The sequence below is a fragment of the Pseudomonas sp. C8002 genome, assembly GCF_013385765.1.
In the GTDB taxonomy this organism is placed as follows: Bacteria; Pseudomonadota; Gammaproteobacteria; order Pseudomonadales; family Pseudomonadaceae; genus Aquipseudomonas.
In genome coordinates, this window is record NZ_JACAPJ010000001.1 from 280,743 (window position 1) to 297,059 (window position 16,317).

A 16,317-nucleotide genomic window follows, 5' to 3' on the forward strand; every position below is an offset into this window, starting at 1 on the left:
TGCCGGAGCTTAAAATAATAAGGAGTGCCAAATGAATAATAAAAAACAACACACACGCACATTACTGGGACTGGCAGTCTTAAGCGGTTTAGTTGCTGCGGGTTCTGCACATGCCGGGGGGTTCGCTACTCCGACTTTCGGGGCGGAAGGTTGGGGCCGTGCATTCGGTGGTGGGTCGATGTTTAAAAATGATCCGTCATCAGCTTTTAACAACCCTGCGGCCATGGCGTTCATTGATCACAATATTTCGCAGTTCAACGTTGACTATGCGCGTATCAATATCAAGTACAAGGGGACGGCTAAAGATTATGCAGGCAATCCAACTTCGGTAACGACCATCGACCCCGATACATTTGATATCACTTCAGTGCCCCGCACCGGTGATGGCGGACAAGGTGGTTTTACCGCGTGGCTGCCCACTGGCTTCATGGTCATGCCCATTGGTGATCGTTTTGCGTTTGGCCTCAGCCAGGTCGTGCCCATGGGCGCACGTACCACTTGGGATGACGACTGGAAGGGGCGCGATTTCGCCGTTGACACGCGTATCGAAACCGTTGGTTTGACCGGGTCGCTTTCATTCAAGGTCAATGATGAGTTTTCTATCGGTGGTGGTGCCATTGTTCAGCACACCAAAGGTTTCGTTAGCCAGAACGTTGACCTATACGCCGCTGCTGCTCTTGTTCCAAATTCGATCCCGTTCCCGGCGGGCGTGGGCTATTCGTTGATGCGCGTCAAAGTCGACAATACCTCGGTGGGCTGGTTCGCCGGCCTGGCTTGGAAGCCAACACCGCAAGACACCCTCGGTTTGAACTACCACGCCAAGATCAAGAATAAACTTGAGGGTAAATACAACGTCTACGCCGACCCAGGGTCGCAGGGCCTGATTGAGTCGGGGTTGCCTGGCCTGTTGTATCCCGGCCTGAATCTTCAAATGCAGGGCAATGCGACGACCCAGCTGGACATTCCGGCCAACGCTTCCGTTGACTGGGTGCACCAGTTCACCGACCGGTTCACCCTTGGCGCGAGTGTCACCTGGACTGAGTGGTCATCGTTCAAGAATCTGACCCTGAAGTCCGATGGCTCAACAATTGTTGCGATTCCATACAACTACAAGAATGCCTGGATGGTCTCCCTCGGCGGCGACTACAAACTGACCGACGATTTCACCCTGCGTGCCGGTGTGGCCACCGACCAGACGCCGACTCGTAACTCCACCCGGGACCCGCGTATTCCGGATGGCGACCGGATCTTCACGTCCCTGGGTTTTGGTTACAAGATCCGGGCGATTCCAGGCTTGGGTATCGACGGCTCCTACTCCCACCAGTTTGTTGAGAAGGCCAAGTTGAAAACCCACAACCAGGACCGTCTGGGCGGTGCGACCCTGGATGGCAAAGCGGACGCTTATGGTGATGTGGTCAGCCTGGGCGTCACCTACGAGTTTTGATCAACTGTCGCCAACGCCAGTCTCTGCCAGCAGTCAGCGCATCTTTCTGCCCGGCCTGACACTGGCGTTGCATCGACGGGTCGCCCACGCGACCCGTTCCGATCCCTTTTTCCACTAACCCACCCGGCTGACCATTCAGCCCGCTTTTTTTTCGCCCAAGCATTAAATAAAAATTTCAAAACAAAATTTGAATTTATCTTTTCAAGTTTGTAGTGTGGCTTTACGTCACAGGTCATTCCGATCTGCCCGGGCGTTTGCCGTACCCTGAATTGAGTAGAGGTATCCCCATGGTTATCTGGTTATTGGCGGGACTCGCAGCAGCGATTGCCCTGGCGTATCGACAAGCCGCTGCCACCCTCTGGCTGGGTGCCGGCCTGGTCTGGCTGGCGGCCGGTTACCTGTTCAACGCAGTCGCCGGTTTCGGCGCCGGCGTGGTGGCGGTGCTGGTGGTGTTGCCCGCGCTGCTGCTGACGATCAAACCCCTGCGCCGCACCCTGTTGACCAGCAAGGCCCTGGACCTTTTTCGCGGCATCATGCCGGCGATGTCCGACACCGAGCGTGCTGCCATCGAGTCCGGCACCGTGTGGTGGGACGCTGAGCTGTTCAGCGGCAAACCCCGCTGGGAACGCCTGCTGCAAGCCGCACCGGCCAGCCTCAGCGCTGAAGAACAGGCCTTCCTCGACAACGAAGTGGAGACCCTGTGCGACATGTCCAACGACTGGGAAACCACCCAGGTCTGGCAAGACATGTCCCCCGAAGGCTGGCAGTACACCAAGGATGCCGGCTTCCTCGGCATGATCATTCCCAAGCAGTACGGCGGCAAAGGCTTCTCCCACTATGCGCATTCGCAAGTGGTGATGAAGCTCTCGACCCGCTGCTCGGCGGCGGCGATTTCGGTGATGGTACCCAACTCCCTGGGCCCGGCCGAACTGCTGCTGCATTACGGCACCGACGCCCAGCGCAACTACTACCTGCCACGCCTGGCACGGGGCGAAGACATCCCGTGCTTCGCCCTGACCAGCCCGTATGCCGGCTCCGACGCCGGCGCGATTCCAGACCTGGGCATCGTCTGCAAGGGCATGCACGAAGGTGAGGAAGTGCTGGGTTTCCGTGTGACCTGGGACAAGCGCTACATCACCCTCGGCCCAATCGCCACCGTGCTCGGCCTGGCCTTCCGCGCCGAAGACCCGGACGGTCTGCTCGGCCAGCCGGGTTCCCTGGGCATCACCTGCGCGTTGATCCCCACCACCCATCCGGGGGTGAACAGCGGCCGGCGTCACTGGCCACTCAACGCGGTATTCCAGAACGGCCCGACCACCGGCAAGGATGTGTTTATCCCGCTGGAATGGGTGATCGGCGGCCGCGAGCAAGTCGGCAACGGCTGGCGCATGCTGATGGAATGCCTGGCGGCTGGCCGGGCGATTTCCCTGCCGTCGGCCAACGTCGGCCTGGGCAAGGTGGCTGTGCGCGGCACCACCGCTTATGCGGCGATGCGCAAGCAATTCGGCCTGCCCATCGGCAAGTTCGAAGGCGTGCAGGCGCCCCTGGCGCGTATGGCCGGGCATTTGTATGCCTGCGACGCGGTGCGCAAGGTCTCGGTGGCGTCACTGGATGCCGGTGAAAAACCCTCGGTGATCTCGGCCATCGCCAAATACCACGTTACCGAGCGGGCGCGGATCATCGTCAACGACGGCATGGACATCGTGGCCGGCAAGGGCATCTGCATGGGCCCCAACAACTTCCTCGCCCGGGCCTACCAGCAAAGCCCCATCGCCATCACGGTGGAAGGCGCGAACATCATGACTCGCTGCCTGATCATCTACGGCCAGGGCCTGATCCGCTGCCATCCGTATGTGTTCCGCGAGATGGAAGCGGCGCGCAATACGGACCGGCGCAAGGCCCTGGTGGATTTTGACAGCGCAATGTTCGGTCACCTGAGCTTCGTGCTGGCCAATACCGTGCGTGCCGCAGTGTATTCGCTGACGGGCGGACGGCTGATTTCCGTGCCGGGCAAGACCGATCCGGCGCTGGCGTCCTACTACCGCCAGGCCAATCGGCTGTCGGTGGTGTTGGCGTTGATCTCGGACATTTCCATGGGCGTGCTGGGCGGTGCCCTCAAGCGCAAGGAAAGCATCACCGGGCGGCTGGGGGACATTCTGTCCCAGCTGTACATCCTGTCCTGCGTGCTCAAGCGTTTTGAGGATGATGGCCGGCCACAGGCAGATTTGCCGCTGGTGCATTGGGCGGCCCAGGACGCGTTGCTGCGCGCCCATGAAGCCCTGGCCGAAGTGCTCGACAACTACCCGTCGAAAGCCGCGGCGGCGGTGGTGCGTGGCTTGACGTTCCCGTTCGGTATTCCACAGCGCAAACCGTCGGATCGCCTGTTGGCGCAAGTGGCGGAGCTGGTGCAGGTGCCGGGGGAAACCCGCGACCGCTTGCTGGGCAATTCCTACATTCCTCGGCCGGAAATCGACAAGCTGGCTTACGGCGAGCTGGCCTTGCGCCTGTTGCCGCAAGTGGAGCTGATCGAGGCGCGGCTCAAGGGGGCGATCAAGCAAGGCCTGATCGAGCCAATGCCGATTTCCAGTGCGGCGTTTACTCCGTGGCGAGTCAAGGCGCGGGCGCTGGACCTGATCAGCGAGGAAGACGACAGCTTGCTCGCGCGCTATGTGGAATATGGCGATCACGCGATCCAGGTGGACGACTTCCCGCAGGACTTCGGTTTGCTGGAAGCCTTGCAACAGCGCCAGCAGGCGCTGGAACAGGCCGCCAAACCGAGCGCAAGACGCCGCGCCAACCAAGGCGAAAACGCGCCGGTCAACTGACTGGAACTGGAGGAACACGACCCCTGTAGGAGCTGGCTTGCCTGCGATAGCGTTGGTTCAGTGCCAGATGTGTTGGCTGACACACCGCAATCGCAGGCAAGCCAGCTCCTACAAGGATCGGGTTTCCATGGCAACACCGTGTTTGTGAGTGAATTTATCCATGAGTGACAGCTACCTCTCTTTCGTCAATTCCCCCTGGGGAGCCTGGCTGGCCCGCACTGCCGGGCTGCCCCAACCCCTGGCATTGCAACGTCACCGCAGCGGCCAGCAAGGCCTGGCCAACCCGGTAATCGTCGCGGGGGTAGGGCGCCTGGGGGCGCAAATCCAGCGCATCTTCACCGCCACCGACACAGTGACCGCCACCGCTGCGACCCTCAAGGCGCCCTCCACGGTCAAGGTCCAGGGCGCGGTGTTCGACGCCAGCGACATTGCCGACCTCAAGCAGTTGGACGAGCTCTACGAATTCTTCCACGCCAACGCCAGGCGCCTTGGGCAGCACGCCCGGGTGGTGGTGCTCGGCACCGCGCCGGAGTTGTGCAAGGACCTGCCCCAGGCCATTGCCCAGCGTGCCCTTGAGGGCCTGGTGCGTTCGTTGGCCAAGGAGTTGCGCCGGGCGATCACCGTGCAGTTGATCTACGTCGCACCGGGTGCCGAGGACGGGCTGGAAAGCAGCCTGCGGTTCTTCCTGTCGCGGCGCTCGGCCTATGTCTCGGGGCAGGTGGTGCGCCTCGAAAAAACCGTCGATAGCCCAACCGAAATCAACTGGGACAAACCCCTCGGCGGCCGCCGTGCCCTGGTCACCGGCGCCTCCCGTGGCATCGGCCTGGCAATCGCCCAGGTGCTGGCCCGCGATGGAGCCCATGTGGTCTGCGTGGATGTGCCCCAGGCCCAGGATTCGCTGCAACAGGCGGCCGGCAGTGTCGCAGGCACCGCACTGGCGCTGGACATCACCGCCACCGATGCCGCGCAGCAGTTGCACGCCCATGTCAGCCAACACGGTGCATTCGACGTGGTGGTGCACAACGCCGGGATTACCCGCGACAAGACCATCGCCAAGATGACTGAGACCGCGTGGCGCAGCGTACTGGCGGTCAACCTGGAAGCACCGTTGCATCTGAGCACGGCGCTGCTGGAAAGCCAGGGCCTGAATCCGGGCGGGCGGATCGTGTGTGTCTCATCGATTTCCGGTATCGCCGGCAACCTCGGGCAAAGCAACTACGCCACCTCCAAGGCCGGGGTGATCGGCCTGGTACAAGGCCTGGCCCCGCAGGCGGCGGCGCAGCAAGTGACGGTGAATGCCGTGGCACCGGGCTTTATCGAAACCCAGATGACCGCGAAGATCCCGCTGATGATTCGCGAAGCGGGGCGGCGGATGAACTCGATGTCCCAGGGCGGGCAACCCATCGACGTCGCAGAAACCATCGCCTGGCTGGCGCATCCGGCATCCGGCGGGGTCAATGGCCAGGTGGTGCGGGTCTGTGGCCAAAGCCTGTTGGGAGCCTGAGCATGGACTATGTGACGCAGGTTATTGACCCGCCGCCCTCGCGCTCGCGGCTGTTGCTGGACGGGGTATTGGGGCTGCGCAAACCGAAGCTGGAAGGCGAGCCGACGTTGCCGAAAGAACGCCTGGTGCGTTCGGCCGTCGAGCTGTCTGCCCAAGGGATCGCGGCTTACGGTCGGGCCTGTGGTTTCCGCCATGAGCAAGGCGTGCCGCTGTCCTATCCCCATGTGCTGGCGTTCCCCTTGCACCTGATGCTGCTGACCCGCCCGAGTTTCCCGTACCCGGCCAGCGGCATGGTGCATTTGGCCAATCGCATCCGCCAGCATCGACGGCTGGAGGCGGGCCAGACCTTGCGCCTGGAGGTGTATTGCGAACGCTGGGTCGCCCATCCCAAGGGCCAGGCGCTGAGCATCGCCACCCGTGGCTACAGCGCGGGCGCCCTGATATGGGAGAGCGACAGCCTGTACCTGCGCCGTGACGTAAACGCGCCGGTTGGCGAGCCGTGGGACGACGCGTTGCCCTTGCAGGAAGAAGGTTTGCTGCGCACTCAACGCTGGGTGCTGCCGGCGGATCTGGGGCGGCGTTTCGCCAGGGTCTCGGGGGATTTCAACCCCATTCATACCTCGGTGATCGGCGCCCGATTGTTCGGTTTTCGCCGGGCCATCGCCCACGGCATGTGGACCCTTGGCCGCGCCTTGGCCGCCCAGCAACCCCCCGGCGGACTGGACCAGGCCGAGGCCCATTGCGACTTCAAGCTGCCGATCTTCCTGCCCGGCCAGGTGGCGCTGTGGAACGTTCCGCCAACCGGCCCGCGCCGTGAGTTTGAAGTGCGTAATTTCGCCGGTGACAAACCCCATATGCGTGGGCTGTTTATCTGGAATGAGACCGATCGATGAGTGACTACAGTTTCAACCCGGCCCCGACGCGCCGCGTGGCGATTATCGGCGGCAACCGTATCCCGTTCGCCCGCTCCAACACCGTGTACGCCCATGACAGCAACCAGGATCTGCTGGTCGCCGCCCTGCAAGGCCTGGTGGACCGCTACAACCTTCACGGCCTGCGCCTGGGCGAGTTTGCCGCGGGTGCGGTGATCAAGCACTCCCGGGATTTCAACCTGGCCCGGGAAAGCCTGCTGTCTACCACACTGTCTCCCGAAACCCCGGCCTACGACCTGCAACAAGCCTGCGGCACCGGCCTGGAAGCGGCGTTGCTGGTGGCGAACAAGATCGCCCTTGGGCAGATCGAAGTGGGCGTTGCCGGTGGTTCCGACACCACCTCCGACGCGCCCATCGGCATCAACGAGTCCCTGCGCCGCACCTTGCTTTCAGCCAACCGCGCCAAGGGCACCGGCGCCAGGTTGAAGACCTTGATGGGTGTGCGCCCGTCGATGTTCTTCAAGCCGCTGCTGCCGCGCAATGGCGAGCCGCGCACCGGCTTATCCATGGGTGAACACTGCGAGGAAATGGCCAAGCGCTGGCAGATCAAGCGCCTGGCCCAGGACGAGTTGACCCTCACCAGCCACCAGCGGCTGGATGCGGCGTACAAGCAGGGTTTCTTCGATGATTTGATCAGCCCGTATCGCGGCCTGGCCCGGGACAACAACCTGCGGGCCGACGCCAGCCTGGAGAAACTTGCCGGCTTGTCCCCGGCCTACGACCGCCAGAACGGCACGCTCACCGCCGGCAACTCCACGCCCCTGACTGACGGCGCGTCGGTGGTGCTGCTGGCCAGCGAGGAATGGGCCGCCGAACGCGGCTTGCCCGTATTGGCGTACCTGCGAACCGGTGAAACCGCTGCGGTGAATTTCGTCGACGGCACCGAAGGCCTGCTGATGGCCCCGGCCTACGCCGTGCCACGCATGCTCAAGCGCGAAGGCTTGACGTTCGCCGACTTCGATCTGTTCGAGATTCACGAAGCCTTCGCCGCTCAGGTGCTGTGCACCCTCAAGGCCTGGGAAGACCCGGATTACTGCCGCGACCGCCTGGGCCTCGACGCGCCGCTGGGCAGCATCGACCGCAGCAAGATGAACGTCAACGGCGGCTCCCTCGGCTGCGGCCACCCCTTCGCCGCCACCGGTGGCCGGCAACTCGCGGCACTGGCCAAGGCGATCCACCAGCGTGGCGGCGGCCGCGGCCTGATTTCGATCTGCGCGGCGGGTGGGTTGGGCATTACCGCTATCGTCGAAAAGTAGTTCCCACCATAAAAACAACAAGGAGACTGCCATGAACGCTGTAAGCCTGGAACAGACCGAACGCCTCTGGTTGAACGCTTACCTGCCCGGCGTACCGGCAGACATCGACGCCGGCATCGAGGATTACCCGTCGTTGCGCGAGGTGTTCCTGGAGCACCTGCACAAATTCCGCGACCGCGTGGCCTACGTCAGCATCGGCACCGAAATGACCTACGCCGACTGGGAGGTGCAGGGCATCGCCTTTGCTGCGTGGCTGCAAGCCCAGGGTGTGAAGAAGGGCGACCGGGTGGCGCTGATGATGCCCAACTGCTTGCAGTACCCGATCTGCCTGCTGGGCACGATTCTCGCGGGTGCGGTGGTGGTCAACGTCAACCCGCTGTACACCGCCCGGGAGCTGCAGCATTTGCTCAAGGACAGTGGCGCAGAGACCCTGGTGATCTTCGAAAACTTCGCCCACACCCTGGAGAAGGTGGTGGCCGCCAGTACCGTCAAACGTGTGGTGATCGCGGCCATCGGTGACCTGCTCGGCACCTTCAAGGGCGCGGCGATGAACTTCATCCTGCGCAGCGTGCAGAAGCAGGTGCCGCGTTTCAACCTGCCAGGAGCCGTGCGCTTCAACCAGGTGCTGAAGCAGGGACGCGGCCAGACCCATCTCGCCGTGCCGATGAACCGCGAAGACCTGGCCTTCCTGCAATACACCGGCGGCACTACCGGCGATGCCAAGGGCGTCATGCTCAGCCACCGCAACATCATCGCCAACCTGTTGCAGGCCAAGGCGTGGGTCGGTGATCAGCTCGATCAGAACCAGCAGGAAACCAACGTCACCCTGCTGCCGCTGTACCACATCTTTTCCCTGACGGTGAACTGCCTGATGTTCATGTGCCTGGGCGGGCGCAACATCCTGATCGCCAACCCACGGGATGTGAAGCGGGTGCAGATGATCCTGCGCAAGGAGCGTTTCAACGGGATTGCCGGGGTGAATACGCTGTTCAACGGCCTGCTGGAAAACAAGGAATTCTGCGCCCGGGATTTTTCCGATTTGCGCATGGTGATCGCCGGCGGCATGGCCACCCATACCGCTGTGGCCAAGCGCTGGAAGGAAGTCACCGGCTTGCCGATCATCGAAGGCTACGGCCTCACTGAATGTTCGCCGGTGGTGAGCATCAGCCCCATCGACATCTCACGCATGCGCGAGATGGAATTCACCGGCAGTATCGGCGTGCCGTTGCCGTCGACCTGGGTGCGGTTCATTCGTGAGGACGGTGAGTTGGCGGAACTGGGCGAGCAGGGCGAACTGCAAGTACGCGGCCCGCAGGTGATGCAGGGTTACTGGAAACGCCCGGCGGAAACCGCCGAGGTGCTGGATGCCGAAGGGTGGCTGTCTACCGGGGACATCGGGGTGATGAATGAGCAGGGCTTCATCCGCCTGGTGGACCGCAAGAAAGACATGATCCTGGTGTCCGGGTTCAACGTGTACCCCAACGAGATCGAAGACGTGGTGGCGTTGCATCCGGGCGTGGCGGAAGTGGCGGCGATCGGGGTTGAGGATGGGGTGACCGGCGAGCGGGTCAAAATCATCGTGGTGCGCAAGGACCCAAGTTTGACCCAGGAGCAGATTCTGGCGCATTGCCGGGAATATTTGACGGGGTACAAGGTGCCGCGGTTTGTCGAGTTTCGTACTGAAGAGTTGCCCAAGACGACGGTGGGCAAGGTGTTGCGCCGGGCGCTGCGCTAAGCCTTACGATCGTTCCCACGCTCTGCGTGGGAACGCCTCTTGTGACGCTCTGCGTCACGCTTTGGACGCGGAGCGTCCGGGGCTGCATTCCCACGCGGAGCGTGGGAACGATCGTCAGTCGTCGAATCCCACCTGCTCATGAATCTCATCGACCTTCAATTCCAGCCGATACGCCACGGCAATAAACAACGCCTGGCACAGGCACAGCGTCGCACTCAGTGACCTGAACGCAAACGACGAGCCTTCATTCACCAGCAGCACCGTGCTCGCCCGCTTGGCCAGGGGCGACAGGTTGCTGTCGGTAATGATCAGGGTCTTGGCCTGATGGTGCTGGGCAATCCGCAGGCAGTGCTGGGTTTCCTTGCCGTAGGGCGTAAAGCTGATGGCAATCACCAGGTCATTCGCCCGCACACTGCGCATCTGCTCACGATAGCTGCCGCCCAACCCCGAGACCAGATGGATGCGCTTGTTGGTGTGCTGCAGGTTGTACACCAGGTAGTCCGCCACGGCGAACGAGCGGCGCACGCCCACCACGTAGATATTGTCGGCATTCACCACCAGGTCCACGGCCTTGTCGAAGGCTGCGTCATCCAGTTCCAGCCCCAGGCGCTCGATCCCGGAGAGGGTGGCATTCACGCACTCACGCGCCAGGTCGCCGCCGCTGGCTTTCTGCGACTTGTTGGCGATCATGCTGCGGATGCGTTGCTGGTAGTTCTGCACCGGCGTGGTCTTGTGGGTGTAGGCCTCGCGGAACAGCGCCTGCATTTCACTGAAACCACTGAACCCGAAACGCTGGGAAAACCGCACGATGGCCGACGGGTGCACTTCGCATTCACGGGCGATGTCGCTGATGCGGTCGACCATGATCCGGTCGCTCTGCTGGCTCATGTAGCTGGCGATGCGCTTGAGCTGGCGCGGCAGGCTCTCGTATTCATCGGTGATCAGCTGCAACAACCGCTCGGCGTTCAGCGGCGGGCTGGCGAGTGCGTCTTCCGGGGCGCTCTGGGACATAGGGAATCCTTCTGGCTTGTTCTTATAGGGCGCGTCGAGGCGCCCCTGACAATAAGTCGATGTGCGCAAGTCTACAGCGTAGGCGCAAAAAAATACCTCGGCATCCCGCCCCACGGTGCAGCTGAAACGATGCACTGCGGCTGGAACATACCGATGATGGCGTATTGGAAAATATATTCCACAAAAAATATTTATAGAATAAATATTGATTGGCGTCACCAGACGTTCTAGTCTGCTTGCACCAAGAGCGTATGCCGCCACCGCGACGGCACACGCAGGCTGATAAAAATAACAGGAGCCAGCATGGGCCAGACTCGTTTTGCCAGTGGGCGTCAATTGGATCTGATTTGCCTGGGACGCCTGGGCGTCGACCTTTACGCACAACAAGTGGGTGCACGGCTGGAGGATGTCTCGAGCTTCGCCAAGTACCTCGGCGGTTCCTCCGCCAACATCGCGTTCGGCACTGCGCGGCTGGGGCTCAAGTCGGCGATGTTGAGCCGGGTAGGGGACGACCACATGGGGCGTTTCCTGCTGGAGTCCCTGGCCCGCGAAGGCTGTGACGTCAGCGGCATCAAGGTCGACCCGGAACGCCTCACCGCCCTGGTGCTGCTGGGCCTCAAGGACCGCGAAACCTTCCCGCTGGTGTTCTACCGCGAGAACTGCGCCGACATGGCCCTGCGCGCCGAAGACATCAGTGAAGCGTTCATTGCTTCCAGCAAGGCGTTGCTGATCACCGGTACCCACTTCTCCACCGACGGCGTGTACAAGGCCAGCATCCAGGCCCTGGACTACGCCGAGAAGCACAACGTCAAACGCGTGCTCGACATCGACTACCGCCCGGTGCTCTGGGGCCTGGCCGGCAAGGCCGATGGCGAAACCCGGTTTGTGGCCGACCAGAATGTCAGCCAGCACGTGCAGAAAATCCTCCCGCGTTTTGACCTGATCGTCGGCACCGAAGAAGAATTCCTGATTGCCGGTGGCAGTGAAGATTTGCTCACGGCATTGCGCACGGTGCGTGGCCTGACCTCGGCCACCCTGGTGGTCAAGCTTGGCCCCCAGGGCTGCACGGTGATCCACGGCGATATCCCGGCCCGCCTTGAAGACGGCGCGATCTACCCCGGGGTACGGGTGGAAGTACTCAACGTGCTGGGCGCCGGCGATGCCTTCATGTCCGGCTTCCTCAGCGGCTGGCTTGAAGACGCCAGCGACGAGCGCTGCAGCCAGTTGGCGAATGCCTGCGGCGGCCTGGTGGTGTCGCGCCATGCCTGCGCGCCGGCCATGCCGACCCGCGCCGAACTCGATTACCTGTTCAACAGCCCGGTGCCGATTACCCGCCCGGACCAGGACGCAGTGCTGCAACGCCTGCACCAGGTCAGCGTGCCGCGCAAGGTCTGGAAGCAGCTGTTTGTATTTGCCTTCGACCACCGCTGGCAGTTGGTGGAACTGGCCCAAAAAGGCGGCCAGGACCCGGCGCGCATCAGCGCCCTGAAGCAACTGTTCATCCAGGCCGTGGAACGGGTTGAAAGCAAACTGGCGGAGCAGGGCGTCGAGGCTGACGTCGGGATTCTGGCCGACCAACGCTTCGGCCAGGACGCGCTGAACGCCGCCAGCGGTCGCGGCTGGTGGATCGCCCGCCCGGTGGAAGTCCAGAATTCACGGCCGCTGGCCTTTGAACACGGGCGCTCGGTGGGCAGCAACCTGATTGCCTGGCCCCGGGAGCAGATCATCAAGTGCCTGGTGCAATTTCACCCCGATGACGAGCCATTGCTGCGCCTGGAACAGGAAGCGCAACTCAAGGCCCTGTATCAGGCGTCCCTGGTCAGCGGCCATGAGCTGCTGCTGGAAGTCGTGCCCCCCAAGGATCACCCGTCCACCTATCCCGACGTGCTCTATCGCAGCCTCAAGCGCCTGTACAACCTGGGCATCTACCCGGCGTGGTGGAAGATCGAGGCGCAGTCGGCCGCAGACTGGAAAAAGCTCGACGAGCTGATCCAGGAGCGCGATCCCTACTGCCGGGGCGTGGTGCTGCTGGGCCTGAACGCTTCCGCCGAATGCCTGGCCGATGGCTTCCAGCAAGCCAGCCAAAGCCAGACCTGCCGCGGGTTCGCCGTGGGTCGTACGATCTTCCAGGAACCGAGCCGAGCCTGGCTGGCGGGGGAGATTGACGATCAAGCCTTGATTGAGCAGGTGCAGTGCATCTTTGAGCAATTGATTAAGGCTTGGCGCAGTTCTCGAAGTTAAACACGGTCAAATGTGGGAGCGGGCTTGCTCGCGAAAGCGGAGTGTCAGTCGACTGATACACCAACTGAACCACCGCCTTCGCGAGCAAGCCCGCTCCCACATAAAGCAGATCTCAGGCAACTCTGAAAAAACAATAATAGGTGCAGCCATGCCCGCTATCCGAATTGGCATCAACCCGATCTCCTGGAGCAACGACGACCTGCCGGCCCTGGGCGGTGAAACGCCGTTGAGCACGGCCCTCAGCGAAGGCAAGGACATCGGCTACGAAGGTTTCGAACTCAACGGTAAATTCCCCAAGGACGCCAAAGGCGTCGGCGACGTATTGCGCCCCTACGACCTGGCACTGGTCTCCGGCTGGTACTCCAGCCGCCTGGCCCGGCGCTCGGTGGCGGAAGAAATCGAATCCATCGCCAGCCACGTCGAACTGCTGCGTGAAAACGGCGCCAACGTGTTGGTGTATGGAGAAGTCGCCGATTCGATCCAGGGTTCGCCGGTGCGCCTGATCGAACGCCCGCGTTTTCACAGCGAACAGGCCTGGCAGGAATACGCCGACAAACTCACCGAACTGGCGCGCTTCACCCTGTCCCAGGGCGTGCGCCTGGCGTACCACCACCATATGGGCGCCTACGTCGAATCCCCGGAAGACATCGACCAACTGATGCGCCGCACCGGCCCGGAAGTCGGCCTGCTGTTTGATTCGGGCCACTGCTACATGGGTGGCGGCGAGCCTATCGAGGTGCTGCGCAAACACATCGCCCGCATCTGCCAGGTGCACTTCAAGGATGTGCGCAAGCCGGTGGTGCAACTGGCACGCAACCAGATGTGGAGCTTCCCGGACTGCATCGTCAACGGCACCTTCACCGTGCCCGGCGACGGCGATATCGACTTCGCCGCGCTGCTGGACGTGCTGCTGGCTGCCAATTACCAGGGTTGGCTGGTAGTGGAGGCCGAGCAGGATCCTGCCGTGGCGCCGAGCTACATCTATGCGAAGAAGGGTTACGACACCCTGCGCGCACTGTTGAGCGAGAGGACTGGACAATGAGCCTGTTGGTCAAAAGCAGCAAGCGCGGGCAAACCCTGGTGGCGCTGGAAGAAGGGCGCCTGGAATACGTGGGCTTCGCCGCCTACCGCCTGAGCCTGGGTGAAACCTTGCCAGTCACCGCCGGCGACAAGGAACTGTGCCTGGTGCTGCTCAGCGGCCGGGTGACGATTCAGGGCGAAGGCTTCAACTGGGAAAACCTCGGTGATCGCCACTCGGTTTTCGAAGATAAATCTCCCTTCGCCGCCTACCTGCCACCGGGCACCGACGCTCAGGTCACCGCGTTGAGCGACGTGCAAATCGCCGTCTGCGCCGCTCCCGGCTCAACCGATGCCGGCCTGGCCCCCCGCCTGATTCGCCCCGAGCAATGCAAGCGCAGCGTACGCGGCAAGGGCGCCAACACCCGCTATGTGTGCGACATCCTGCCCGACAGCGAGCCTGCCCATTCGCTGCTGGTGGTGGAAGTGCGCACGCCGTCCGGTCACTCGTCGAGCTACCCGCCCCACAAGCACGACACCGACGATCTGCCGCACCAGAGCTTTCTCGAAGAAACCTACTACCACCAGATCAACCCGCCCCAGGGCTTTGTGTTCCAGCGGGTCTACACCGACGACCGCAGCATCGACCAGGCCATGGCCGTGGAAAACAGCGACCTGGTGGTGGTGCCCAAGGGGTATCACCCGGTCAGCGTGCCGTATGGCTACGAGTCTTACTACCTGAACGTGATGGCCGGCCCCAAGCGCGCCTGGCATTTCCATAACGACCCGCAGCACAGCTGGCTGCTGGATCTTTAAGCACTTTCGACGGAGAACAATAATGAGCAACGCCCCGGTAATCGGCCATTACATCAACGGCCAAGTGCACGACAGCGCCAGTGAGCGTTTCAGCAATGTGTTCAACCCGGCCACCGGCGAAGTCCAGGCCCGCGTCGGGCTGGCCAGCCAGAAGACCGTCGATGAGGCCGTGGCGTCGGCGCTGAAAGCCTTCCCGGCGTGGTCCGAGCAATCGTCCCTGCGCCGTTCGCGGGTGCTGTTCAAGTTCAAGGAATTGCTCGACCGGCACCACGATGAGCTGGCTGAAATCATCAGCCGCGAACACGGCAAAGTGTTCTCCGACGCCAAGGGCGAAGTCACCCGTGGTATCGAGATCGTCGAGTTCGCCTGCGGTGCGCCAAACCTGTTGAAAACCGATTTCAGCGACAACATCGGCGGCGGCATTGACAACTGGAACCTGCGTCAGCCACTGGGCGTGTGCGCCGGCATCACCCCGTTCAACTTCCCGGTGATGGTGCCGCTGTGGATGATCCCGCTGGCGCTGGCCACCGGTAACTGCTTCATCCTCAAGCCGTCGGAGCGCGACCCGTCCGCCAGTTTGCTGATGGCCCGCCTGCTGACCGAAGCCGGGCTGCCCGACGGTGTGTTCAACGTGGTGCAGGGTGACAAGAGCGCGGTAGACGGCCTGTTGCAGCACCCGGATATCGAGGCGATTTCGTTCGTCGGTTCCACCCCGATTGCCGAGTACATCCACCAGCAGGCCACCCAGCGCGGCAAGCGTGTGCAGGCATTGGGCGGGGCGAAGAACCATATGATCGTGATGCCCGACGCCGACCTGGATCAGGCGGCTGACGCCTTGATCGGCGCGGCTTACGGCTCGGCCGGCGAGCGCTGCATGGCGATCTCGATTGCGGTGGTGGTGGGTGATGTCGGCGACAGGCTGATCGAAAAACTGCTGCCGCGTATCGACCAGTTGAAGGTCTGCAACGGTATGCAAAAAGACAGCGAGATGGGCCCGCTGGTTACCGCCGAACACAAGGCCAAGGTCGAAGGGTTTATCGACCAGGGCGTGGCCCAGGGCGCGAAGCTGATCGTCGACGGTCGTGGCTTCAAGGTGCCGGGCGCGGAGGGTGGTTTCTTCGTCGGTGCGACCTTGTTCGATAACGTCACCACCAAAATGAGCATCTACCAGCAAGAGATTTTCGGGCCGGTGCTGGGCATCGTGCGGGTGGCGGATTTTGCCAGTGCCGTGGCCTTGATCAACGCCCATGAGTTCGGCAACGGCGTGTCGTGCTTTACCAGCGACGGCGGCATTGCCCGTGCCTTTGCCCGCACCATCAAGGTCGGGATGGTCGGCATCAACGTGCCGATTCCGGTGCCGATGGCCTGGCATTCGTTCGGTGGCTGGAAGCGCTCGCTGTTCGGCGACCACCACGCCTATGGCGAAGAAGGCATTCGTTTCTACAGCCGCTACAAGAGCGTCATGCAACGCTGGCCCGACAGCATCGCCAAGGGCCCTGAATTCAGCATGCCAACCGCCAAGTAACGTTTTCGAGT

Annotated in this window: 11 protein-coding genes; 10 read left to right on the forward strand and 1 reads right to left on the reverse strand. The window is 62.4% G+C overall.

Annotation, left to right across the window (positions count from 1 at the left end; translation table 11 throughout):
• Positions 1-31 precede the first annotated feature (31 nt).
• The 6 genes from HX814_RS01370 (at position 32) to HX814_RS01395 (ending at position 9,696) form a co-directional block, all read left to right on the forward strand.
• Positions 32-1,444: an outer membrane protein transport protein gene (locus HX814_RS01370; protein ID WP_177008229.1), complete on the forward strand. Its 1,413-nt coding sequence runs from the start codon at positions 32-34 to the stop codon at positions 1,442-1,444.
• 287 nt (positions 1,445-1,731) lie between these two features.
• Complete coding sequence (locus HX814_RS01375) at positions 1,732-4,269, forward strand: acyl-CoA dehydrogenase (RefSeq protein ID WP_177008228.1); 2,538 nt, start codon at positions 1,732-1,734, stop codon at positions 4,267-4,269.
• A 160-nt stretch (positions 4,270-4,429) separates the two neighbouring features.
• A complete protein-coding gene (locus HX814_RS01380) occupies positions 4,430-5,773 on the forward strand; it encodes a 3-oxoacyl-ACP reductase (RefSeq protein WP_087694129.1) in 1,344 nt (447 codons plus the stop codon).
• Between the two features lie 2 nt (positions 5,774-5,775).
• Complete coding sequence (locus HX814_RS01385) at positions 5,776-6,666, forward strand: MaoC/PaaZ C-terminal domain-containing protein (RefSeq protein ID WP_177008227.1); 891 nt, start codon at positions 5,776-5,778, stop codon at positions 6,664-6,666.
• Complete coding sequence (locus tag HX814_RS01390; RefSeq protein WP_177008226.1) at positions 6,663-7,961, forward strand: acetyl-CoA C-acetyltransferase; 1,299 nt, start codon at positions 6,663-6,665, stop codon at positions 7,959-7,961. The genes HX814_RS01385 and HX814_RS01390 overlap by 4 nt, the downstream gene beginning before the upstream one ends.
• Before the next feature lie 31 nt (positions 7,962-7,992).
• The gene (locus tag HX814_RS01395) at positions 7,993-9,696 is read left to right on the forward strand and encodes an AMP-binding protein (RefSeq protein ID WP_003214676.1); all 1,704 of its coding nucleotides are present in this window, start codon (positions 7,993-7,995) and stop codon (positions 9,694-9,696) included.
• Positions 9,697-9,810: 114 nt separating this feature from the next.
• Here the strand turns inward: HX814_RS01395 and HX814_RS01400 are convergent, their stop codons facing one another.
• Positions 9,811-10,707 carry a MurR/RpiR family transcriptional regulator gene (locus HX814_RS01400; protein ID WP_003214679.1) on the reverse strand — a complete coding sequence of 299 codons (897 nt, stop codon included), beginning with the start codon at positions 10,705-10,707 and terminating at the stop codon, positions 9,811-9,813.
• A 303-nt stretch (positions 10,708-11,010) separates the two neighbouring features.
• Between HX814_RS01400 and iolC the strand changes: the two genes are divergently transcribed.
• The 4 genes from iolC to HX814_RS01420 all read left to right on the forward strand — a co-directional run bounded on the left by iolC (position 11,011) and on the right by HX814_RS01420 (position 16,306).
• Positions 11,011-12,948 (forward strand): 5-dehydro-2-deoxygluconokinase, encoded by a 1,938-nt coding sequence (gene iolC, locus HX814_RS01405; protein WP_102605499.1) that lies wholly within the window; start codon positions 11,011-11,013, stop codon positions 12,946-12,948.
• A gap of 148 nt (positions 12,949-13,096) precedes the next feature.
• Positions 13,097-13,990, forward strand: coding sequence for a myo-inosose-2 dehydratase (iolE, locus tag HX814_RS01410; protein WP_177008225.1), 894 nt, complete (start codon positions 13,097-13,099; stop codon positions 13,988-13,990).
• Positions 13,987-14,781 (forward strand): 5-deoxy-glucuronate isomerase, encoded by a 795-nt coding sequence (gene iolB / locus HX814_RS01415; RefSeq protein WP_177008224.1) that lies wholly within the window; start codon positions 13,987-13,989, stop codon positions 14,779-14,781. The genes iolE and iolB overlap by 4 nt, the downstream gene beginning before the upstream one ends.
• 22 nt (positions 14,782-14,803) lie before the next feature.
• Entirely contained in the window at positions 14,804-16,306 is a 1,503-nt protein-coding gene (locus tag HX814_RS01420; protein WP_177008223.1) for a CoA-acylating methylmalonate-semialdehyde dehydrogenase, read from the forward strand.
• Positions 16,307-16,317 lie beyond the last annotated feature (11 nt).

Bases quoted from the DNA above. Each gene is read 5' to 3' on its own strand.
- HX814_RS01395 (WP_003214676.1), top strand. From the start codon at position 7,993: ATGAACGCTGTAAGCCTGGAACAGACCGAACGCCTCTGGTTGAACGCT.
- HX814_RS01385 (WP_177008227.1), top strand. From the start codon at position 5,776: ATGGACTATGTGACGCAGGTTATTGACCCGCCGCCCTCGCGCTCGCGG.
- HX814_RS01375 (WP_177008228.1), top strand. From the start codon at position 1,732: ATGGTTATCTGGTTATTGGCGGGACTCGCAGCAGCGATTGCCCTGGCG.
- HX814_RS01420 (WP_177008223.1), top strand. From the start codon at position 14,804: ATGAGCAACGCCCCGGTAATCGGCCATTACATCAACGGCCAAGTGCAC.
- HX814_RS01390 (WP_177008226.1), top strand. From the start codon at position 6,663: ATGAGTGACTACAGTTTCAACCCGGCCCCGACGCGCCGCGTGGCGATT.
- iolE (WP_177008225.1), top strand. From the start codon at position 13,097: ATGCCCGCTATCCGAATTGGCATCAACCCGATCTCCTGGAGCAACGAC.
- iolC (WP_102605499.1), top strand. From the start codon at position 11,011: ATGGGCCAGACTCGTTTTGCCAGTGGGCGTCAATTGGATCTGATTTGC.
- HX814_RS01370 (WP_177008229.1), top strand. From the start codon at position 32: ATGAATAATAAAAAACAACACACACGCACATTACTGGGACTGGCAGTC.
- HX814_RS01380 (WP_087694129.1), top strand. From the start codon at position 4,430: ATGAGTGACAGCTACCTCTCTTTCGTCAATTCCCCCTGGGGAGCCTGG.
- iolB (WP_177008224.1), top strand. From the start codon at position 13,987: ATGAGCCTGTTGGTCAAAAGCAGCAAGCGCGGGCAAACCCTGGTGGCG.
- HX814_RS01400 (WP_003214679.1), bottom strand. From the start codon at position 10,707: ATGTCCCAGAGCGCCCCGGAAGACGCACTCGCCAGCCCGCCGCTGAAC.